Annotated in this window: 11 protein-coding genes; 5 read left to right on the forward strand and 6 right to left on the reverse strand. The window is 61.4% G+C overall.

The genetic code is table 11. The features are described from left to right. Positions 1-37 precede the first annotated feature (37 nt). Positions 38-472 carry a MarR family transcriptional regulator gene (locus AB4N33_RS14555; RefSeq protein ID WP_460117215.1) on the reverse strand — a complete coding sequence of 145 codons (435 nt, stop codon included), beginning with the start codon at positions 470-472 and terminating at the stop codon, positions 38-40. A 129-nt stretch (positions 473-601) separates the two neighbouring features. Next, entirely contained in the window at positions 602-2,728 is a 2,127-nt protein-coding gene (recQ, locus tag AB4N33_RS14560) for a DNA helicase RecQ (RefSeq protein ID WP_476457614.1), read from the reverse strand. Between the two features lie 406 nt (positions 2,729-3,134). Between recQ and AB4N33_RS14565 the strand changes: the two genes are divergently transcribed. Both AB4N33_RS14565 and AB4N33_RS14570 read left to right on the forward strand, forming a co-directional pair. Then, complete coding sequence (locus AB4N33_RS14565) at positions 3,135-3,722, forward strand: UPF0149 family protein (protein WP_192302196.1); 588 nt, start codon at positions 3,135-3,137, stop codon at positions 3,720-3,722. 40 nt (positions 3,723-3,762) lie between these two features. Then, positions 3,763-4,122: a YbaN family protein gene (locus tag AB4N33_RS14570; protein ID WP_476458826.1), complete on the forward strand. Its 360-nt coding sequence runs from the start codon at positions 3,763-3,765 to the stop codon at positions 4,120-4,122. 70 nt (positions 4,123-4,192) lie between these two features. On the opposite strand, the gene AB4N33_RS14575 is transcribed toward AB4N33_RS14570, so the two are convergent. Then, positions 4,193-10,951 (reverse strand): Ig-like domain-containing protein, encoded by a 6,759-nt coding sequence (locus tag AB4N33_RS14575; RefSeq protein WP_476457615.1) that lies wholly within the window; start codon positions 10,949-10,951, stop codon positions 4,193-4,195. Further along, positions 10,905-11,309: a retention module-containing protein gene (locus AB4N33_RS14580; RefSeq protein ID WP_476457616.1), complete on the reverse strand. Its 405-nt coding sequence runs from the start codon at positions 11,307-11,309 to the stop codon at positions 10,905-10,907. The genes AB4N33_RS14575 and AB4N33_RS14580 overlap by 47 nt, the downstream gene beginning before the upstream one ends. 591 nt (positions 11,310-11,900) lie before the next feature. On the opposite strand from AB4N33_RS14580, the gene AB4N33_RS14585 reads away from it, so the two are divergent. From AB4N33_RS14585 to AB4N33_RS14595, 3 genes are read left to right on the forward strand one after another with little or no spacing between them, the layout of a single operon-like run. Further along, positions 11,901-13,259, forward strand: a complete 1,359-nt coding sequence (locus AB4N33_RS14585) for a TolC family outer membrane protein (RefSeq protein WP_460117219.1) — start codon at positions 11,901-11,903, stop codon at positions 13,257-13,259. An 18-nt stretch (positions 13,260-13,277) separates the two neighbouring features. Beyond that, positions 13,278-15,437 (forward strand): type I secretion system permease/ATPase, encoded by a 2,160-nt coding sequence (locus AB4N33_RS14590; protein WP_476457617.1) that lies wholly within the window; start codon positions 13,278-13,280, stop codon positions 15,435-15,437. Positions 15,438-15,446: 9 nt separating this feature from the next. Then, the gene (locus AB4N33_RS14595; protein ID WP_476457618.1) at positions 15,447-16,802 is read left to right on the forward strand and encodes an HlyD family type I secretion periplasmic adaptor subunit; all 1,356 of its coding nucleotides are present in this window, start codon (positions 15,447-15,449) and stop codon (positions 16,800-16,802) included. A 47-nt stretch (positions 16,803-16,849) separates the two neighbouring features. Here AB4N33_RS14595 and AB4N33_RS14600 read toward each other — a convergent pair whose 3' ends face one another. Both AB4N33_RS14600 and AB4N33_RS14605 read right to left on the reverse strand, forming a co-directional pair. After that, positions 16,850-17,446 carry a tRNA-uridine aminocarboxypropyltransferase gene (locus AB4N33_RS14600; RefSeq protein WP_476457619.1) on the reverse strand — a complete coding sequence of 199 codons (597 nt, stop codon included), beginning with the start codon at positions 17,444-17,446 and terminating at the stop codon, positions 16,850-16,852. 12 nt (positions 17,447-17,458) lie between these two features. Beyond that, positions 17,459-18,355, reverse strand: a complete 897-nt coding sequence (locus AB4N33_RS14605) for a LysR family transcriptional regulator (protein ID WP_460117223.1) — start codon at positions 18,353-18,355, stop codon at positions 17,459-17,461. Positions 18,356-18,424 lie beyond the last annotated feature (69 nt).

Here is an 18,424-nt window from a genome sequence, read left to right on the forward strand (position 1 = left end):
AGCGGGGGTTCTCAAAAAGCCGAGATTCGTTTGTGCCTCATAATTTTTCCAGATTCGCCAGGATGTGCCCGTGAACCCGCATGCACACCTTCAGATCCGCCTCATCGACACCTTGAAAAACTTCGTGGCGAAGTTGGGTGGCAATGGTTTCGATTTGTTCGATCAAAGGGCGAGCCGGCGCACACAGCACGATTTTCTTTGCCCGGCGGTCTTCCACCACCGATTGGCGCTGCACCAGGCCCTGACCTTCCAGGCTATCGAGCAGGCGTGCCAGGGTTGGCCCTTCTACGCCGACACTTTGCGCCAGCTCCCTTTGGGTAGGTGCTGCTTCGAAACGCGCCAGGTGCAGCAGCACCAGCCAGCGCGCCTGCGACAAACCCAGGCCGGCCAGCCGGCGATCCAGTTCGGCACGCCAGCCGCGAGACATCTGAGCCAATTGCATGCCAAAGCGGTGTTGTTCGGTTAACGGCATAAAACACTCATGGTTAGACTGAAATCGATAAAACTAATTATTAGTCAGCTAAGCATGGCCTTCGGCTCGAGGCAAGGTTTGCTCTGCACTGAATCGTTACATCAATAGACCGAGATCAAGTTTTGCGCGTCAGATCTCGAATTCCGATTGCAGCGCAGCCCGGACGCAGTACAACACCCCTTCAGGCACCCGCCCGGCAAACAGTTCAGCGACCTGCGCAACCGACGGCAGTTCGCCTTCACCGTCGAGGAATGCATCCTGCACTTCACCCATCAGTTCTTCCGGCAAATCCAGCGCCTGCTCCAGCGACAACTGCTGCTGGCCGATGGCGTCGGCGAGCATGGTGTAGACATTCTTTTCCGAGCATTGCAGTTGGCCGGCAATCTGCAACGGGGTCATGCCGGCGCGTGCCAGCGTGATCAATTCGTGGCGAACGTCGGCCACCGCCTTCGGTGCCTCGACCTGACCGCCAAGCACTTCGAGGAACGCCTCGCCGTAACGCTCCAGTTTGCGAGCACCGACGCCACTGACCCGGGCCATTTCCGCCAGCGAAGTCGGCTGACTGCGCAGCATTTCCAGCAGGGTCGAATCGGGGAAGATGACGTAAGGCGGCACGCCGTGCTCTTCGGCAAGCTTGCGACGCAGGGCGCGCAAGGCTTCCCATTGCTCGCGCTCCTCCCCGCGCACCAACTGGCTCGCCTGGCTCTTGCTGCTTTTCGCCGTGGTCTGTGGTTTGAGGTCGCGACGCAGTTCCAGGGTGACTTCGCCCTTGAGCAGCGGCCGGCAGGTATCACTCAGGCGCAGTCCACCGTAGCCCTCCAGGTCGATGTCGGCCAAACCCCGCGCCACCAGTTGCCGGAACAGCGAGCGCCATTCGCTCTCGCCCATCGCCTTGCCCACACCGTAGACCGACAAATGCTGGTGACCAAAACTGCGGACCTTTTCGTTGTCCTTGCCCAGCAACACATCCACCAGATGGCCGACGCCGTAGCGCTGGCCGGTGCGATAGATCGCCGAGAGCGCCTGGCGAGCCGGTTCGGTGGCATCCCAGGTCTGTACACCATCGACGCAATTGTCGCAGTGGCCGCACGGCTCGGGCATGTCTTCGTCGAAGTAGGCCAGCAACGTCTGTCGACGGCAGCGGGTTTCCTCGCAGAGCGCCAGCATCGCATCGAGCTTGTGCTGTTCCAGCCGTTTGTGACGTTCGTCGCCTTCGGAGTTTTGCAGCATTTGCTTGAGCATCACCACATCTTGCAGGCCGTAGGCCATCCACGCGTCTGCCGGCAGACCGTCACGGCCGCCGCGACCGGTTTCCTGGTAGTAGGACTCAAGGGATTTGGGCAAATCCAGGTGTGCGACGAAACGCACGTTCGGCTTGTCGATGCCCATGCCGAACGCCACCGTGGCCACCATGATCAGGCCTTCTTCATTGAGGAATCGCCGCTGGTGCTCGGCACGGGTTTCGTTGGCCAGCCCCGCGTGATACGGCAGCGCAGGAAAGCCCTGTTCACTGAGGAACACGGCCACTTCGTCGACTTTCTTGCGCGACAGGCAGTAAACGATGCCGGCATCGCTGCGCCGTTCGGCGAGGAACGCCAGCAACTGCTTGCGCGGCTGTTCCTTGGGCACGATGCGGTAAAAGATATTCGGGCGGTCAAAACTGGAGAGAAAACGCTCGGCATTCTGCAGGTGCAGGCGCTCGACGATCTCTTCACGGGTTCGCTTGTCGGCGGTCGCGGTGAGGGCGATGCGCGGAACATGGGGAAACAATTCCGCCAGTTGTCCCAGTTGCAGGTATTCGCGACGGAAATCGTGGCCCCATTGCGAAACGCAGTGGGCTTCATCGATGGCAAACAGGGCGATATCGAGATTTTGCAGAAATGCCAGCATGCGCGGCTGGACCAGGCGTTCGGGTGCCAGATAGAGCATTTTCACTTCGCCACGGCGGATCCGCTCGGCAAGGTCGCGTTGCTGCTCGGCGCTCAGCGTGGAGTTCAACGAGGCCGCCGCAACGCCCAGTTCTTCAAGGGTCGCGACCTGGTCGTCCATCAGCGCGATCAGCGGAGAAACCACCACCGCCAGGCCTTCGCGCAACAGCGCCGGCACCTGGAAGCACAAGGACTTGCCGCCCCCGGTAGGCATCAGTACCAGGGCATCGCCGCCGCTGGCCACGCGCTCAATGATTGCACCCTGGCGGCCACGGAAACTGTCGTAGCCGAAGATGTCCTTGAGGACGCGTTGAGCCTGTTCGAGCATAAAAACTCCAAAAATCACCGAAACATCCCTGCAAGGCTGGTTCACTAGCGACAACGCTGCACTGGCAAATGGTAAGTGCGCATTGCATGACGCTGTACATTTGAGCCGCAACGCCGGCAGGGCATCACAAAACGCGCAAGTATACCCGAGGCCTTCCGTGCGCAGGGTGCCGCTGAGAAGACACTAGAACTCAAATACAATGAGATCCCCTGTGGGAGCGGGCTTGCTCGCGCATGCGGTGGGTCAGACAACGTTGATGTCGCCTGACACGCCCTCTTCGCGAGCAAGCCTGCTCCCACAGGGGGGATGGCGGTGTTCTGCGGATCGATTACACCGCGCGGCTGGCCTGTGTGCTCAAGAAGGCCTAGAATTCCCGCATCTGTTTAATTCCCAAGGTAGCCCTTTAATGTCCTTCGCTGAGCAACTGACCCGCCTGCAAGTCTTCCTCGACGCCGATGAACTGCATGACGAGGCGCTGGACTACGTGGCCGCCCATGGCTACCTCACCGCGCTGTCGATCTGTTCCGAGCAGGTTCCGGACCGCGAGTGGATCGATGCCCTCTTCGCCGAAGAGCCGCACTACGCGGACGATACCGAGCGTGAAGCGATCGAATCCACGCTGCTCGCCCTCAAGGCGCACATTGCCCGCCAACTGGCGTCGGACGAAGAGTTCGAGCTGCCTTGCGAGCTGGACCTGGGCGACGACCCGGACGACTCCGACCTGCGCGGCTGGTGCATCGGCTTCATGGAGGGCGTGTTCCTGCGCGAAGCGGCCTGGTTCGAAACCGCCGAAGAAGAAGTCAGCGAAATGCTCCTGCCGATCATGGTCGGCTCCGGCCTGTTCGACGAGCAGCCCGAGTTCTCCGACATCGCGGCGGACGCCAACCTGATGGACGACATGATCGTTCAAATTCCGGAAGCCCTGACGGCGCTGTACCTGCTGTGCAACGCGCCAGACGAAAAACCGGCGATCCTCAAGCCACGCCACCACTAAGGTTGTGCCTGTGGACAACCCCATAGGCAACCGGCCCTTGATGTTGCGCTACGTGCTGCTGGCCATCGGCTGGCTCAGCGTGGCGCTGGGAGTGATCGGTATTTTCCTGCCGGTGTTGCCCACCACACCCTTCCTGTTGCTGGCCGCTGCCTGCTTCGCTCGCAGTTCACCCCGCTTTTACCACTGGTTGGTGGAGCATCCACGCTTGGGTCCGTGGATTCGTGATTACCTGGAGGGCAACGGCATTCCACTCAAGGGCAAGGTCTACGCCATCGGCCTGATGTGGTTCAGCATTCTGTTCTCCTGTTATCTGGTGCCGCTGCCCTGGGCACGCGGCTTCATGCTGACCAGCGCAGTGCTGGTGACGATCTACATTCTCAGGCAGAAAACGCTGACCTGATCCTTTGCAGGCACAAAAAACCCGCCACCCTCATATCGGGGATGGCGGGTTTTGTCGTCTCGGCCTCAGGTCACACCGTATCGACCTTCAACGAATGGTCATTGAGCATGCCGTTGATGATGGTTGCCGTGTCCGCACCGTTGATCACCCCACCGGCACCAGGTGTCACGCCGTAATGGCTGGCCAGGTCCACACCGGCCAGGTCGATGGTCTGGTTCGGCGCGGCGCCGGCCATGGCACTGACGTCGATGGAGGTGACCAGTGAATCGCCGCTGCCGGTGACCTTGAAGTGCAGGTAATCATCCAGCGACGCCGCAGTGCCGTTTTCCCCTTGCAACAACTGCGACAGGTCGAGCTTGTCGATGCCCGGGTTGAAGTCGGTGACAACGTCGTGGCCGCTGTTGCCCTGCAGCCACTGGAAGGTGTCGGCACCGGCACCACCGGTCAGGGTGTTGTTGCCCATGCCGCCGATCAGCAGGTCATCGCCCCCGCCACCGTTAAGCACGTCGTGACCGAGGCCGCCAACGAGTACGTTGTTGCCGTGGTCGCCAATCAGTGTGTCGTTGTAATCGGAGCCGATCAGGTTTTCGATGCCAGTCAGCTTGTCGATGCCGGCGCCCACGGTGTTTTGTGGGGTCAGCAGGCTGAGATCGACCTTGACCCCGGCGGTGGCGTGGGCGTAGCTCGCGGTATCGATGCCGGTGCCGCCGTCGAGCAGGTCGTTTCCGGCGCCGCTGTACAGCAGGTCGTTGCCGGCCTCGCCGTGCAGTTCGTTGTTGCCGGCCCCTGCGGTGAGCACATCGTTGCCGTCGCCGGCGTTGATCACGTTGCTGCCAACACCCGCCACCAACACGTCATCGCCGGTGGTGCCAGTGAGCGTGTGACCGTCCTGGTAGGAGATGCTCACAGCGGCGCTATCACTGCCGCCGTGGCCGTCGTTGGCGGTGTAGGTGCCGTGGTAGTCCGGGGTGACGTCATGGGCCCCTGAGTAATCGACCGTCATGGTCAGCTTGTAGTTTTCTGCACCTTTGCCGTACTTGCCACCGTCGTCGATGTTGGTGACACGGATCTGGTAAGTGCTATCAGCCTGGGCGGTAATCGACTGGCCATTGCCGATGAACTGGTAGTCGACTCCGTTGAGCGAATATTCCAGCGTCACGTGACCGGCAGCCAGATTGTGATCCAGGCTGAGCGTCTCACCCTGTTTCAGGTTGACGGTGATGCGGTCAACGTCATTGCTGTTGTTATTGCTTACGGCACCCAGTGCACCGCTGACCACCAGCATCGCTGTCATGGCGGTGGCATTGGCGACGAAGGCACTGCGGGCAAGCGCAATGGATTGCACATTGCCATTCGTGAAGCTGACGTTCGGATTGCTGCCGGTGAAGTCCGCCCCCTTGGCGACCCAACCGGTGTTGAACGTGGTCGGCGAGGCGCTCAGCGGATTGCCGTTTGGGTCGGTGTCGTTGGCTAGCAGCGCGTCACCCGGCAACGTGATATTGCCCGACAGCACGTTGGTGATGACGTGATCGGCCATCGCCACCGGTGGCGCGTTCGGCACCACCTTGACCACCAGGGTGGAACTGGCCAGGTCGCCGTCGTTGTCGCTGAGGGTGTAGCTGATGTTCTCTGTGATGACCTTGGTCGTGGCCGTCTGCGAGGTGTAGGTGTATTCGCCGGTGTCGAGGTTGACCACCAGGGTGCCCTTGCCGCCGGTGGCAATGCTCAGGGTATTGTTGGTGGTGTTGAAGGTGCCGTGGTTGGCACCGCCACTGACATTCAGCGAACCCTGGTTGCTGTTGCCTTTGGGGTCGAACGTGTAGGTGGTGCCATCAACGGTGATCGACTTGACGAAACCACCGTCGGCGCCGAATGAACCACCCTCGCCCAGCAGCGAACCGGTGACGGGCGCGCCGGTCACTGTGCCCGAAAGCACCGAATTGAGCTGGTTGAGGTCGGTCACGACGGTCGCATTGGTGTTGCTGCCCTGACCGACGCCGGCGCTGCCGTCATAGGCCAGCGGATCGAGGTTGGAATTGCTGACACCGCTGCCCAGGCCAATGGCGTAGCTTTCGATGTGATTCTGTTCGAGGAACGATTTCCAGTTCGCTTCGTCGTTCTTGCCAATATCGCCCTCGTTGGGCTTACCGTCCGAAAAGAAGTAACTGACGTTCTGTGCCCCGGTGAGTTTTCCACTGGTGTCGAACGCATCCTTGGCCGTCGCAACCGCGGCATCGTAGTTGGTGTTACCGCCTGCTGTCAGGCCGGCGATGATCGCCTTGGCACCGGCCACATCGACCCAGACTGGCGTCTTGTCCGAGGCGTCGTGGTTGAACGTGACAATCTGCACCTTCACGTCCCCCAGATCGTCGTACTTGTCGAGCAGGGCATTGAGCGCCTGCTTGGCCAGGTCCAGGCGAGACAGGTTACCCACGCCGGATGCGTCCTTCATGCTGCCCGACACGTCGATCACCAGCAGCAGGTTGGTGTCGACCTCCGCCGCCGACACGGAGCGCTCGGCAGGGACAGCCTTGGGCACATCGTCAACGATGTTGACCTTGATCGTGCTGATACTGGAGTTGCCCAGGTTATCAGTCGCCTTGTAGGTGAAGCTTTCACTCAACGTATTCGCGCCGTTGTTGGCCGAAGGGTTGGTGCTGGCTGGCGACGTCAGGGTGTAGGTGTAGGTGCCGTTGGGGTTGAGCTGAATCTGGCCATAAGTGCCGTGGTCATTGCCCACCAGGGTGTAGGTGATCGACCCCGAGCCGCCGGTGACAGAACCGACCAGGGTGCCGGAAGCGGTTTCGCCGGTGTGGCCCGGGTCGCTGCCGGTCACCGTGCCGGCGGCCAGGTCCTGGCCGTCCTTGCTCAGGTCCAGCGCCTTCTCGTAGACGGTGATTTCGTTATCGACCGAAGCCGTGAGGCAACTGTTGATCACATCGACGGTGACGGTCGTGGTGCTCTCGTCCCCATCGGCATCACGGATGGTGTAGGTGAAGGTGTCACTTGCACCGGAGCCGTTCACCGCGTTCGGGTTGCTGTGGTATTCGGCATTGCCCATTGCGTCGAGGATCAGGTAGCCGTAGGTGCCATTGATCTGGGTACCGACACCGCTGTGGGCCGGAGTCGAGGTGTCCGAACCGAAACGCACGCCCACCACGCCACCACCCGCCGCGTAGCCATCGGCGCCACTGACGTCGTTGTCCAGCACGTTGCCGGAGATAATCCCGCCTTCGCCCACTGATGCCTTGTCCGCATGGGCGGTGGGAACGTCGTCGACAATGTTGACGGTGATGGTGCTGGTGACCGTGTTTCCTTGGGAATCCGTGACCTGATAAGTGAAGGTTTCAGTCACTGTGTTGGCACCGTTGTCCGCGTGCGGCGTCGTGCTGGCCGGCGAGGTCAAGGTGTAGGTGTAGGTCCCGTTCGGATTGATCAGAATCTCACCGTAGGTGCCCGTTGCACTGCCCACCAATGCATAGGTGTGGCCGGCGCCACCGGTGACGGTTCCAACGAGGGTGCCCGTCGCGGTCTCGCCCGTGTGCCCCGGTTGGCTGCCTTCGACGGTACCCGGTGCCAGGTCCTGGCCATCTTTGGTCAGGTCGAGGGCATTTTCATAAACGGTCACTTCGCTGCCTTTCACCACGGTGAGGCAGCTGTTGATCACATCGACGGTAATGGTCGTGGTGCTCTCGTCACCATCGGCATCGCGAATGGTGTAGGTGAATGTATCGCTCTCACCGGAGCCGTTCACCGCGTTTGGATAGCTGTGGTATTCCGCGTTGCCTTGGGCATCAAGAATCAGATACCCATAAGCGCCTTTGATCTGGGTGCCGAGCCCGCCACTGACCGGAGTCGAGGTGTCCGAGCCAGCCCGTACGCCGACCACGCCACCACCGGCGGCGTAGCCATCGGCGCCGCTGACATCGTTGTCCAGCACGTTGCCGGAAATGATCCCGCCCTCGCCGACCCACGCCTTGTCGGCATGAGCGGTCGGCACGTCATCGACGATGTTGACGGTGAGGGTGCTGGTGACCGTATTCCCCTGGGAATCGGTGACTTGGTAGGTGAAGGTTTCGGAGACCGTGTTGGCGCCATCGTTCGCGTGTGGCGCAGTGTTGGCCGGCGAGGTCAGGGTGTAAGTGTAGGTCCCGTCCGGGTTGATCAGGATCTGGCCATAGGTGCCAGTCGCGCTGCCCACCAGCGTATAAGTGTGACCGGCGCCGCCGACGACTGTGCCGACCAGGGTGCCGGTCGCAGTTTCGCCCGTGTGCCCCGGCTGGCTGCCTTCGACGGTGCCCGGTGCCAGGTCCTGGCCGTCCTTGGTGAGGTCCAGTGCATTTTCGTAGACGGTCGCAGTGCCAGTGCCCACCACGGTGAGGCAACTGTTGATCACGTCGACGGTAACTGTGGTCGTGCTCTCGTCACCATCGGCATCACGAATGGTGTAAGTGAAGGTATCGCTCTCACCGGAGCCGTTCACCGCGTTTGGATAGCTGTGGTACTCGGCATTGCCCTGGGCATCGAGGATCAGGTAGCCGTAGGTACCATTGATTTGGGTGCCAAGGCCGCCGTGGGCCGGTGTCGAGGTGTCCGAGCCAGCCCGTACGCCGACCACGCCACCACCTGCGGCGTAGCCATCGGCGCCGCTGACATCGTTGTCCAGCACGTTGCCGGAAATGATCCCGCCCTCGCCGACCCACGCCTGGTCCGCGTGGGCGGTCGGTACATCGTCGACAATGTTGACGGTGAGGGTGCTGGTGACCGTGTTGCCTTGGGAGTCGGTGACCTGATAGGTGAATGTTTCAGAGAGGGTGTTGGGACCGTCGTTCGCCTGCGGCGAAGTGCTGGCCGGCGAGGTCAGGGTGTAGGTGTAAGTGCCGTCCGGGTTGATCAGAATCTCACCGTAAGTGCCCGTTGCACTGCCCACCAATGCATAGGTGTGACCGGCGCCGCCGGTTACCGTACCGACCAGGGTCCCGGTCGCGGTTTCGCCCGTGTGCCCCGGCTGACTGCCTTCGACAGTGCCTGGAGCCAGGTCCTGGCCGTCCTTGGTGAGGTCGAGGGCTTTCTCGAAGACCGTCGTTTCAGCCGTGCCCACCACGGTCAGGCAACTGTTGATCACGTCGACGGTGATCGTGGTCGTGCTCTCGTCACCATCGGCATCGCGAATGGTGTAGGTGAACGTATCGCTCTCACCGGAGCCGTTCACCGCGTTTGGATAGCTGTGGTACTCGGCATTGCCCTGAGCATCCAGGATCAGGTAACCGTAGGTGCCGTTGATCTGGGTGCCCAGGCCTCCGTGGGCCGGCGTCGAGGTGTCCGAACCAGCCCGCACGCCGACCACGCCACCGCCCGCCGCCAGACCATCGGCGCCGCGCACATCGTTGTCCAGCACGTTGCCGGAAATGATCCCGCCCTCGCCGACCGACGCTTTGTCCGCATGGGCGGTGGGCACGTCGTCGACGATGTTAACGTTGATCTGGCCGGTGGCCGTGCTGCCATCGGTATCCGTCGCAACGACGTCGAAGCTCGCAGAAATGCTGTTGCTGCCATCGGCATTCGGGTGAGCACTGTTGTCCTTCAGGGTGTAGCTGTAACTCACCACCCCGGTTGCCGGGTCGTAGCCGGTGATAATGAATTGCGCACCGCTGTCGGTCACGATGGTCTGCGGAAATCCTGCGGCAACACCGCCGCTGATCACCGCGATGCCGCCCACGGTGAGGCTCTGCAGGCCATCGGCTGCATTGACGGTGAAGGTGCCGGTCTGGGTCAGCGCCGTCGCATCAGGGTCGGTGCCTTCGGTGAGGTTTTTCTCGTAGACGGTGATCTCGCCGCCTGTGACGTCCAGGCCACCCAGGCTGACGCCGTGGTTCTGAATGTTCAGCACCAGGTTGGCCGTGCTGCTGTCTCCGTCGGCATCGGTGAGCACATAGGTAAAGGTTTCCGTGCCGCTGCCGCCTTCGTGCAGTGCCTGGAATTGCGGATCGCTGGTGTTGAGCGTGTAGGTGTAGGTGCCGTTGGCATTCAGGACCAGGGTGCCATAAGTGCCGACGAACGTACCCGCGGTGATCGGCCCAGTTGTCGGGCCGGTCGGTACTCGGTCCGCGCCCTGCACGTCGTTGGTCAGCACATTGCCTTCCAGGGTCAGGTGATTCGACGTGGCCGTACCGGCGTTACTGTCGTCGATTGCCTTGGGCACGTCGTCAGTGATGTTGACGTCGAGCGAGCCAGTGGCGGTATCACCATCGCTGTCGCTGGCGACCACGGTAAAGTGCTCGCTCAGGTTATTCGGGCCGTCACCCGCCGAATGGGTTTCGTTGCCGTTGAGGGTGTAGCTGTAGCTCACAACGCCGGTAGCCGGGTTGTAACCGGTCACGGTCAGGGTGTTGCCCAACGGCGTGGTAATCACCTGAGGAAAACCGGCGATCACGCCGTTGCTGACCACGTTGATCCCGCCGACACTGAGGTTGTTCAACCCGTCCGGTGCGGACACCGAGAACGTGCCATTCTGGGTCAACGCTGCCGGATTGTTGAGGGTGCCGCTCTCCAGGTTGGCTTCATTGAGCGTCAGCTCGCCGCCCTCCACGGTCAAGCCCGTAAGGGTGACGGGATTGTCCGGAGCATCAGGCACGATCGGGGCAATCGGTGCATCCGGGCCGCCGTTGTCCGGATCACCCGCCAGTAGTCCGCGGGGAAACTCGGGAATGCCGTTGAAGCCCGCCGTAGGGAAACCGACGGTCGGATCGACCCGCCCGGCGACTTCCTCCAGCATCACAAAACTATGGCCGCCGCCCAGGGCGCCCCCCCCCGGGGTTGCCAGGAGCACCAGGGCCTGCTGCCGTGGCCTCTGCGCTTTGCGTCGGGTCATCGCCGGCCGCAATGGCTTTCTGGATTTGCTCGACGTCGGTCAGTTGCGCCTGGGTCGGCGTTCCCGCGTCATTGGTGTCGACATGCGGCACGCGGTCCGCCAGCAACTGCGTGTTCATCTGCAGGCTGCTGCCACGCCCAAGCGTGAGTTCCTGGCCATTTTGCAAATGCACAGCCACGGCGCCATCGGCCCCGGTCACCAGTTGATCGCCGGCAAACAGTCGATCCCCCTCGATCAGCGCGCGGCGAGTGCCGTCGCCGGACTCGGCGAACACCTGACCAATGACCTTACTGACGATACCGATGAGCGTAGCCATATGCATTTCCTCCGCTGCCAACGGCTGTTGGCATCCTGTTGTTTTCGAAGAACGGCTTGTGGCTTGGGCATGTCATCGGCGGAACGTCTGCCGGGCCGCGGCCTGATCCAGCAAGCCGCCGCCCCGGCGACGAACTCGCCAGGCGATTCGCTCGCGTCCGGGATGTGCGCCTCAGCCTAAAACCCAATGCAATCAATCACATTGGGGTGCTATTGCGAATCCATCCCTCCTGCGAGCGATGCGTAACGATTTTGAAGCACCGAACGACAAAAAACCGTCGCTCAAAAATCGTCCCGCCTCCCTCCCCTCCAGCACTTCTTCGCCCTATGTCGAAAAGTTGTTGGAACTTCATCTGAACCGTAGATAAGCTCCGTAACGCACATAAATCAAGGGTTTTCGCTGAGAACAATGTGCTGGATTTTTCGGAGTGCATAAGTTTTTTTTAGAATAACAATTATGAAAAAAACTTCTAAGCTTCTTTGAATAATGTTCTTAGCTCTGATGTTACAAGTATGAAACGGTTTTACCCATAAATGCCGTCAAATATTTGGCGACTGATAAAGCACCATTAGGATTCAGGGAGATGTACCCATGCGCCAGTTGACCCCGCTCTGCAGTTCGATTCTTTTGGCCATGGCCTGCATCTCTCAGGCTCAAGCCATCACGATCACCGAGGCGATCCAGAGCACCATCGCCACTCACCCGGAACTGGCGTCGCGGGTCGACAGCCGTCTGTCGGCGGATGAAGACGTGAAAGTCGCCAAAGGCGGTTTTTACCCATCGGTCGATCTGAATGCCTCGTACGGGCGCGGGTACAGCGACAACACCAATACCCGAGCCTTCGGCAATCACCACACCGAAATTCTCAACTACACCCAGTCTGAGCTGCGTCTGCGGCAGATGTTGTTCGACGGTTTCAACACGTCGAACGAAGTCCAGCGCACCAAGGGCGTGGTCAACTCCCGGGCCTATTACGCCCAAGGCACGGCCCAGGACCTGGCGCTGCGCACCATCGAGGTCTACCTCGAAGTACTCAAGCGCCGCGAGCTGGTGACCCTGGCCAAGAACAACCTGCAGGCGCACTTGCGGGTCAACGACCAGATCGGCCTGCGCACCCAGCGCGGCATCGGCAGCAACGCCGACGCCGACCAATCCGTCGCCCGTCGTGCACTGGCCGAGAACAACCTCGACACCGCCGAAGTCGATTTGGCCGACGCGGAAGCGAACTTCTACGCCGTCGTCGGCCGCATGCCCGACGAACTGGAAGCGCCGCCGTCGATCCGCGGAGAGCTGCCTCCCTCTCTTCCTGACGCCCAGCAGAGCATGGTGGAGAACAACCCGTACCTGAAATCGGCCCAGGCCGACGTGCAATCGGCCGAGAGCCAGTACGAAGTCGCCAAGTCGCCGTTCTACCCGCGCTTCGACGCCGAGGCTGCGGTGGGTGCCAACAACAACATCGCCGGTGAAGAAGGCCACGACAACGAGTGGCGCGTGGGCATCGTGATGAACTACAACCTGTTCCGCGGCGGCAGCGACAAGGCGCGACTGGCCTCCGACGCGCACAAAATCAATCAGGCGCTGGACATCCGTAACAACGCTCTGCGCCAGCTCAACGAGAACATTCGCCTGGCCTGGAACGCCATGCTCAACGCGCGCAAACAGACCCCGACCGCTCGTGAATATGCCGAGACCACCACCCGCGTGCGGGCGGCCTATCAGGATCAGTTCGGCCTGGGCCAACGTACCCTGCTCGACGTGCTCGACAGTGAAAACGAGCTCTACAATGCCAACCGCCGCTACACCGAGGTTCGCTACACCGAGGAGTTCTCGATGTACCGTGTCCTGGCAAACATGGGCGAGTTGCTGAGCAAACAACGCGTGGTGCTGCCCGCCGATGCGATTGCCAGCAGCGAAGTGAAGAGTGAAGCCCGTCTGCCTGAGTTGAGATAACGCAATGGAACGATCCCTGTGACCAGCATGGAGCCGGGCAACTCCGGTGTCGATCCGCGACTGAGCTTCGATGACCCCCTTCTGGACGGTCTGCTGATTCTCTGCAAACTCCATGGCGCGACCGTCAGCCGCGCCAGCCTCAGTGCCGGGCTGCCAATGGCACACCAACGCCTGAGCCCGGACCTGCTGCCTCGTGCAGCGGCCCGGGCCAGTTTGCAGGCGCGCCTGCTGAACCGCGACCTGGAAGATATTTCCCCGCTCAACCTGCCGGTGATGCTGATCCTCAACAACGGGCGCACCGCCATCCTGCGCCGCTTTGGCGAGGATGGCCGCCTGCTGATCCTGCCCAGCGAAGCCGACGGCGGCGAGCAATGGGTCAGCCGCGAAGAACTCACGCAGGACTACAGCGGCCAGGCGTTGTTCGCCCGGCCACGACACGAACTCGAAGACTTGCGCTCGCCCTTGGTGCCGCGGGTCGAGGCGTGGTTTCGTGACACGCTCAAACTGTCGAAATGGCTGTACAGCGACGCGATCCTCGCCAGTTTCCTGATCAACCTGCTGGGCTTGATGGTGCCGCTGTTCGTCATGCAGACCTACGATCGAGTGGTGCCGAACCAAGCCACCTCAACGCTGTGGGTGCTGTCCATTGGCTTGCTGATCGGCACCGGTTTCGAGCTGGCGTTGCGGGTGGTGCGCGCGCACCTGCTGGACACCGCCGGCAAGAAAACCGACGTGATCCTGTCCGCGACCCTGTTCGAGCGCATCACCGGCATGTCCATGAAAGCGCGCCCGGCCACCATCGGTGGGTTTGCCCAGAGCATCCATGACTTCCAGGGCCTGCGTGAATTCCTCACCGCCGTCACCCTGACCAGCCTGATCGACCTGCCTTTCGTGGTGCTGATGCTCGCGGTGATCGGCCTGCTAGGCGGCTGGCTGGTGGTGATCCCCTTGTTCGCCTTCCCCATCACCATTGTGTTTGCCATGGTGATTCAGGCGCGCTTGCGAGACACCGTGCAAAAAAGCCTTGCCCTGGGGGCCGAACGCCAGGCCCTGTTGATCGAAACCCTCGGCGGCCTGGAAACCCTCAAGGCCTGCAGCGCCGAAAGCGAACGCCAGCACAAGTGGGAAAGCACCCACGGCGCCCTCACCCGCCTCGACAGCCATGCGCGCAACCTCTCGGCGCTGGCCACCAACGGCACGTTGTTCATCCAGCAATTCTCCGGGATGGCGACCATCGTTGCGGGCGTCTACAGCATCATCGCCGGCAACATGAGCGTCGGTGCGCTGGTGGCTTCGTACATGCTCGGCAGCCGCGTGCTGGCACCACTGGGCCAGATCGCGGGGTTGATCACACGCTATCAGCAGGCGCAACTGACCATGAAAAGCACCGATGCGCTGATGGGCCTGCCCCAGGAGCGTGACGTCAAGCAGCGCCCACTGGAGCGCACGCAACTGCAAGGTGCACTGGACGTCAGCGGCGTGACCTTTCACTACAATGGCCAGAACGCGCCGGCGTTGAACAACATCAGTTTCAGCCTCAAACCCGGTGAGCGAGTGGGCATCATCGGCCGCAGCGGCTCGGGCAAAAGTACCCTGGGTCGATTGGTGATGGGTTTTTTTGAACCCAATGAAGGCCAACTGCTGCTTGATGGCCTGGACCTGCGGCAACTGGATGTCGCCGACTTGCGCCAGCAAATCGGCTATGTGGCGCATGACCTGCCGCTCCTGGCTGGCAGCCTGCGCGACAACCTGACGCTGGGCGCACGCTACATCAGCGATTCGCGCATGCTCGAAGTGGCCGAACTGACCGGTGTGACCGAACTGGCACGCCAGCATCCTCAAGGGTTCGACCGGCCGGTGGGCGAGCGTGGGCAGCTGCTGTCCGGCGGTCAGCGCCAGGCGGTGTTGCTGGCGCGAGCGCTGCTGCTCGACCCGCCGATCATGCTTCTCGACGAGCCGACCAGCGCCATGGACAACAGCAGCGAAGACGTACTGCGGCAAAAAATGCAGAGCCTGGTCCAGGGCAAGACCCTGCTGCTGGTGACGCACCGCACGTCGATGCTCAGCCTGGTGGATCGGCTGGTGGTGCTGGACAACGGGAGGATCGTCGCCGACGGTCCGAAAGAAGCGGTCATCGACGCACTGCGCAAGGGCCGTGTCGGCTCTGCGGCCGTCTAGGAGGCCGCCATGGCATCTTCACAAAGTTCACGCGGTTACTTCGACAGCTTCAGCAAAAGCGCCGAAAGCGAGTACATGCCGGAAACCGCCGGCGCTTCGTTACAGGATTCACCACGCTGGTCGCGGATCACCGTGTGGCTGGCGGCGGCGTTGATCATCAGTGCAGTGGTCTGGGCCAAGTTCGCGGTGCTGGACGAAGTCACCATGGGCGACGGCAAGGCGATTCCTTCGAGCAAGATTCAGGTGATCCAAAACCTCGAGGGCGGCATCGTCACCGAGATCTTCGTACGCGAAGGGCAGATGGTGAACAAGGGCGACACCTTGCTGCGCCTGGACGATACGCGTTTTCTGTCAAATAAGGGGGAAAGCGAGGCCGACCGCTACGCGCTGACTGCGCAGGTCGAACGCCTGTCCGCCGAGGCTGAAGGACGGCCGTTCAAGGTGTCCCAGGAAGTGATCGACAAGGCGCCACAAGTGGCCGAGGACGAACGTTCGCTGTACGAACAACGGCAACGCAGACTGGCCAGCGAGCAGCGCACGCTGACCGAACAACTGCGGCAGAAAACCCAGGAACTGGCGGAATTTCGTTCCAAGCAGGGTCAATACAGCTCCAGCCTGGCCTTGCTGCAACAGGAAATGAACATGTCCGCGCCCCTGGTCGGCACCGGCGCGGTATCACCAGTGGAAATCCTGCGACTCAAACGCAGCGCCGTGGAAATTCGCGGTTCCCTCAATGCCACGACACTGGCGATTCCCCGGGCTGAAGCCGCCATTGCCGAAATTAAAAGCAAGATCGATGAGTCGGAGCAAACCTTCCGCTCCGAAGCGGCGAAGGAACTCAACGAGAAACGCACCGACCTGTCAAAAATAACAGCCTCCAGCATCGCCATCGATGACCGGGTGAGCCGAACCACCGTGGTGTCACCCGTGCACGGGATCATCAAGTTGTTGAAGGTCAATACCATTGGCGGCGTCGTGCAGCCGGGCAGCGACATGGTGGAAATCGTACCGATCGAAGACAACCTGCTGATCGAAGCGAAGGTGCGTCCACAGGATGTGGCTTTCCTGCACCCGGGACAGAAAGCCATGGTCAAGTTCACCGCCTATGACTACACGATCTACGGCGGCTTGAGCGCCAAGCTGGAGTTGATCGGCGCGGATACGATCACCGATGACAAGGGCAACAGCTTCTATCTGATCCAGGTACGTACCGACAAGAATCATCTGGGCGGGGATGTCAAACCACTGCTGATCATTCCGGGGATGGTGGCGACCGTGGACATCATTACCGGCGAGAAGAGCGTGCTCGATTACCTGTTGAAACCGGTGTTGAAGGCGCGGACCGAGGCGATGCGCGAGCGTTGATGTGTGTTGTCAGTACTTGCCCGCGATGGGTCCGGCGCTGACAACAACTATTTCGGCCCATGATTACGCTGAAAAACCTCCTCCCCCATCGCCGCAATCTGCCCCTCGATCAACGCCTCGAACGGCTTGAGCAACGGCGCAAAATCGCCCGGCGCTTCCAGCACCTGCAACGCCTGCACAATCGCCTCCACCGTCGACAAGGCCCCCGGCCCCGGCGCCTTGCGCAGCCGGTAGCGTGACACCCCGCCTTCGGCAAGCGTCACCCGGGGCAACGCTGCCAGCGGCGGATTGAGGTGCAGCATCTTGCGCGCCTTGCGCCAGGTGCCGTCCGGGACCACCAGCAGCATTGGCTGATCACCCGCGTGGTAGGCCCGTATCGGCTGTGCAGCGTCACCCGGAAACAGCAATCGCGCCTGATAACCCGGCGGGTTCAACAACCGCGGCAAATCCTCGAACACCTCACCGACGATCAACTCGGCATTGGTCAATCCCAACGCCGCCAGCCGTGCGGTGTTCAACGCGTGATTCACTTCGCTGGGGTGCTGCAGCAGCAAGACCCGGGTGCGGCTGTCCAGGCTCGGGATCAACGCACACAGGCAGTGGGTTTGCGGGCGCAGGCAGCGCGGGCATTGGAGTCTGGACATCGTTTCTGCTCCTCAAGCGGCCTGGTTCAGTTGCGCCTTGAGCAGGTCGCGGAATGTCTGGATCAATGGTTCGCGACTACGCCCCCGGCGAATGATCATCGAGAACGGTGCCTGGTAACCGAAAGTCGCCGGCAGCAGAACGCGTAGATCACCCTTGTCCGCCCAGGCCTGGGCATAGTGCTCTGGCAGGTAACCGATGTAAGCGCCGGACAACACCAGAATCAACTGTGCCTCCATGCTTTCCACCGTGGCGGCGCTGTGCTTGAAACCGTGACGCGCCAGTTCAGCCTGGCTCCAATACCCACGCCCGACCATGCGTTGCTGTGTAATGACCTGCTCCGGAATGCGCCGCTCGTTGAACAACGGATGACGGTTGCTGCAATACAACCAGTGCTGCTCGCGATACAGCGGCATGTAGACCAGCCCGCTCATGCGCGTGGAAAACGCACCGATGGCGAGGTCCAGGCGGTTGTCCTGCACCCCCAGTTGCAGCTCATACGGGCTCATGACCGAGAGGTGCAAATGCACTGCCGGGTGTTCCTGACTGTAGGCGCCGATGGCTTCGGCGAAAGGCAAGGCCTTGTCGCTAACGGTGGAATCGATCACCCCCAGGTTCAAGGTGCCGCGCAATTCGCCTTTCAAGGCCGCCGCGTATTGTTCGAAGCCCTCGAGTTCGCCAAGCAGGCGCAAGGTTTCCTGATGAAACAGTTCGCCCTTGCTGGTCAGGCTGAAACCGCCACGTCCCCGATGACACAGCACCAGGCCCAGGGCCGCTTCGAGCTGGCTCATGTAGGTGCTGATCGCCGAAGTCGAGAGGTTCAGCTCCTGCTGGGCGTTGGCGAACCCCTGGTGACGGACCACGCTGACGAAGATGCGCAACAATTTCAGGTCGGGTAAAGCATTGGCCATGGGAGCTCCTGTCCGAGCGCGGAACCTGTGGGAGCGCAGATTGCGTTGGCGGGAAGTCTATCGCCCCAC

The organism is Pseudomonas sp. S1_E05 (assembly GCF_056337105.1).

Bases quoted from the DNA above. Each gene is read 5' to 3' on its own strand.
- AB4N33_RS14555 (WP_460117215.1), bottom strand. From the start codon at position 472: ATGCCGTTAACCGAACAACACCGCTTTGGCATGCAATTGGCTCAGATG.
- recQ (WP_476457614.1), bottom strand. From the start codon at position 2,728: ATGCTCGAACAGGCTCAACGCGTCCTCAAGGACATCTTCGGCTACGAC.
- AB4N33_RS14565 (WP_192302196.1), top strand. From the start codon at position 3,135: ATGTCCTTCGCTGAGCAACTGACCCGCCTGCAAGTCTTCCTCGACGCC.
- AB4N33_RS14570 (WP_476458826.1), top strand. From the start codon at position 3,763: ATGTTGCGCTACGTGCTGCTGGCCATCGGCTGGCTCAGCGTGGCGCTG.
- AB4N33_RS14580 (WP_476457616.1), bottom strand. From the start codon at position 11,309: ATGGCTACGCTCATCGGTATCGTCAGTAAGGTCATTGGTCAGGTGTTC.
- AB4N33_RS14585 (WP_460117219.1), top strand. From the start codon at position 11,901: ATGCGCCAGTTGACCCCGCTCTGCAGTTCGATTCTTTTGGCCATGGCC.
- AB4N33_RS14595 (WP_476457618.1), top strand. From the start codon at position 15,447: ATGGCATCTTCACAAAGTTCACGCGGTTACTTCGACAGCTTCAGCAAA.
- AB4N33_RS14600 (WP_476457619.1), bottom strand. From the start codon at position 17,446: ATGTCCAGACTCCAATGCCCGCGCTGCCTGCGCCCGCAAACCCACTGC.
- AB4N33_RS14605 (WP_460117223.1), bottom strand. From the start codon at position 18,355: ATGGCCAATGCTTTACCCGACCTGAAATTGTTGCGCATCTTCGTCAGC.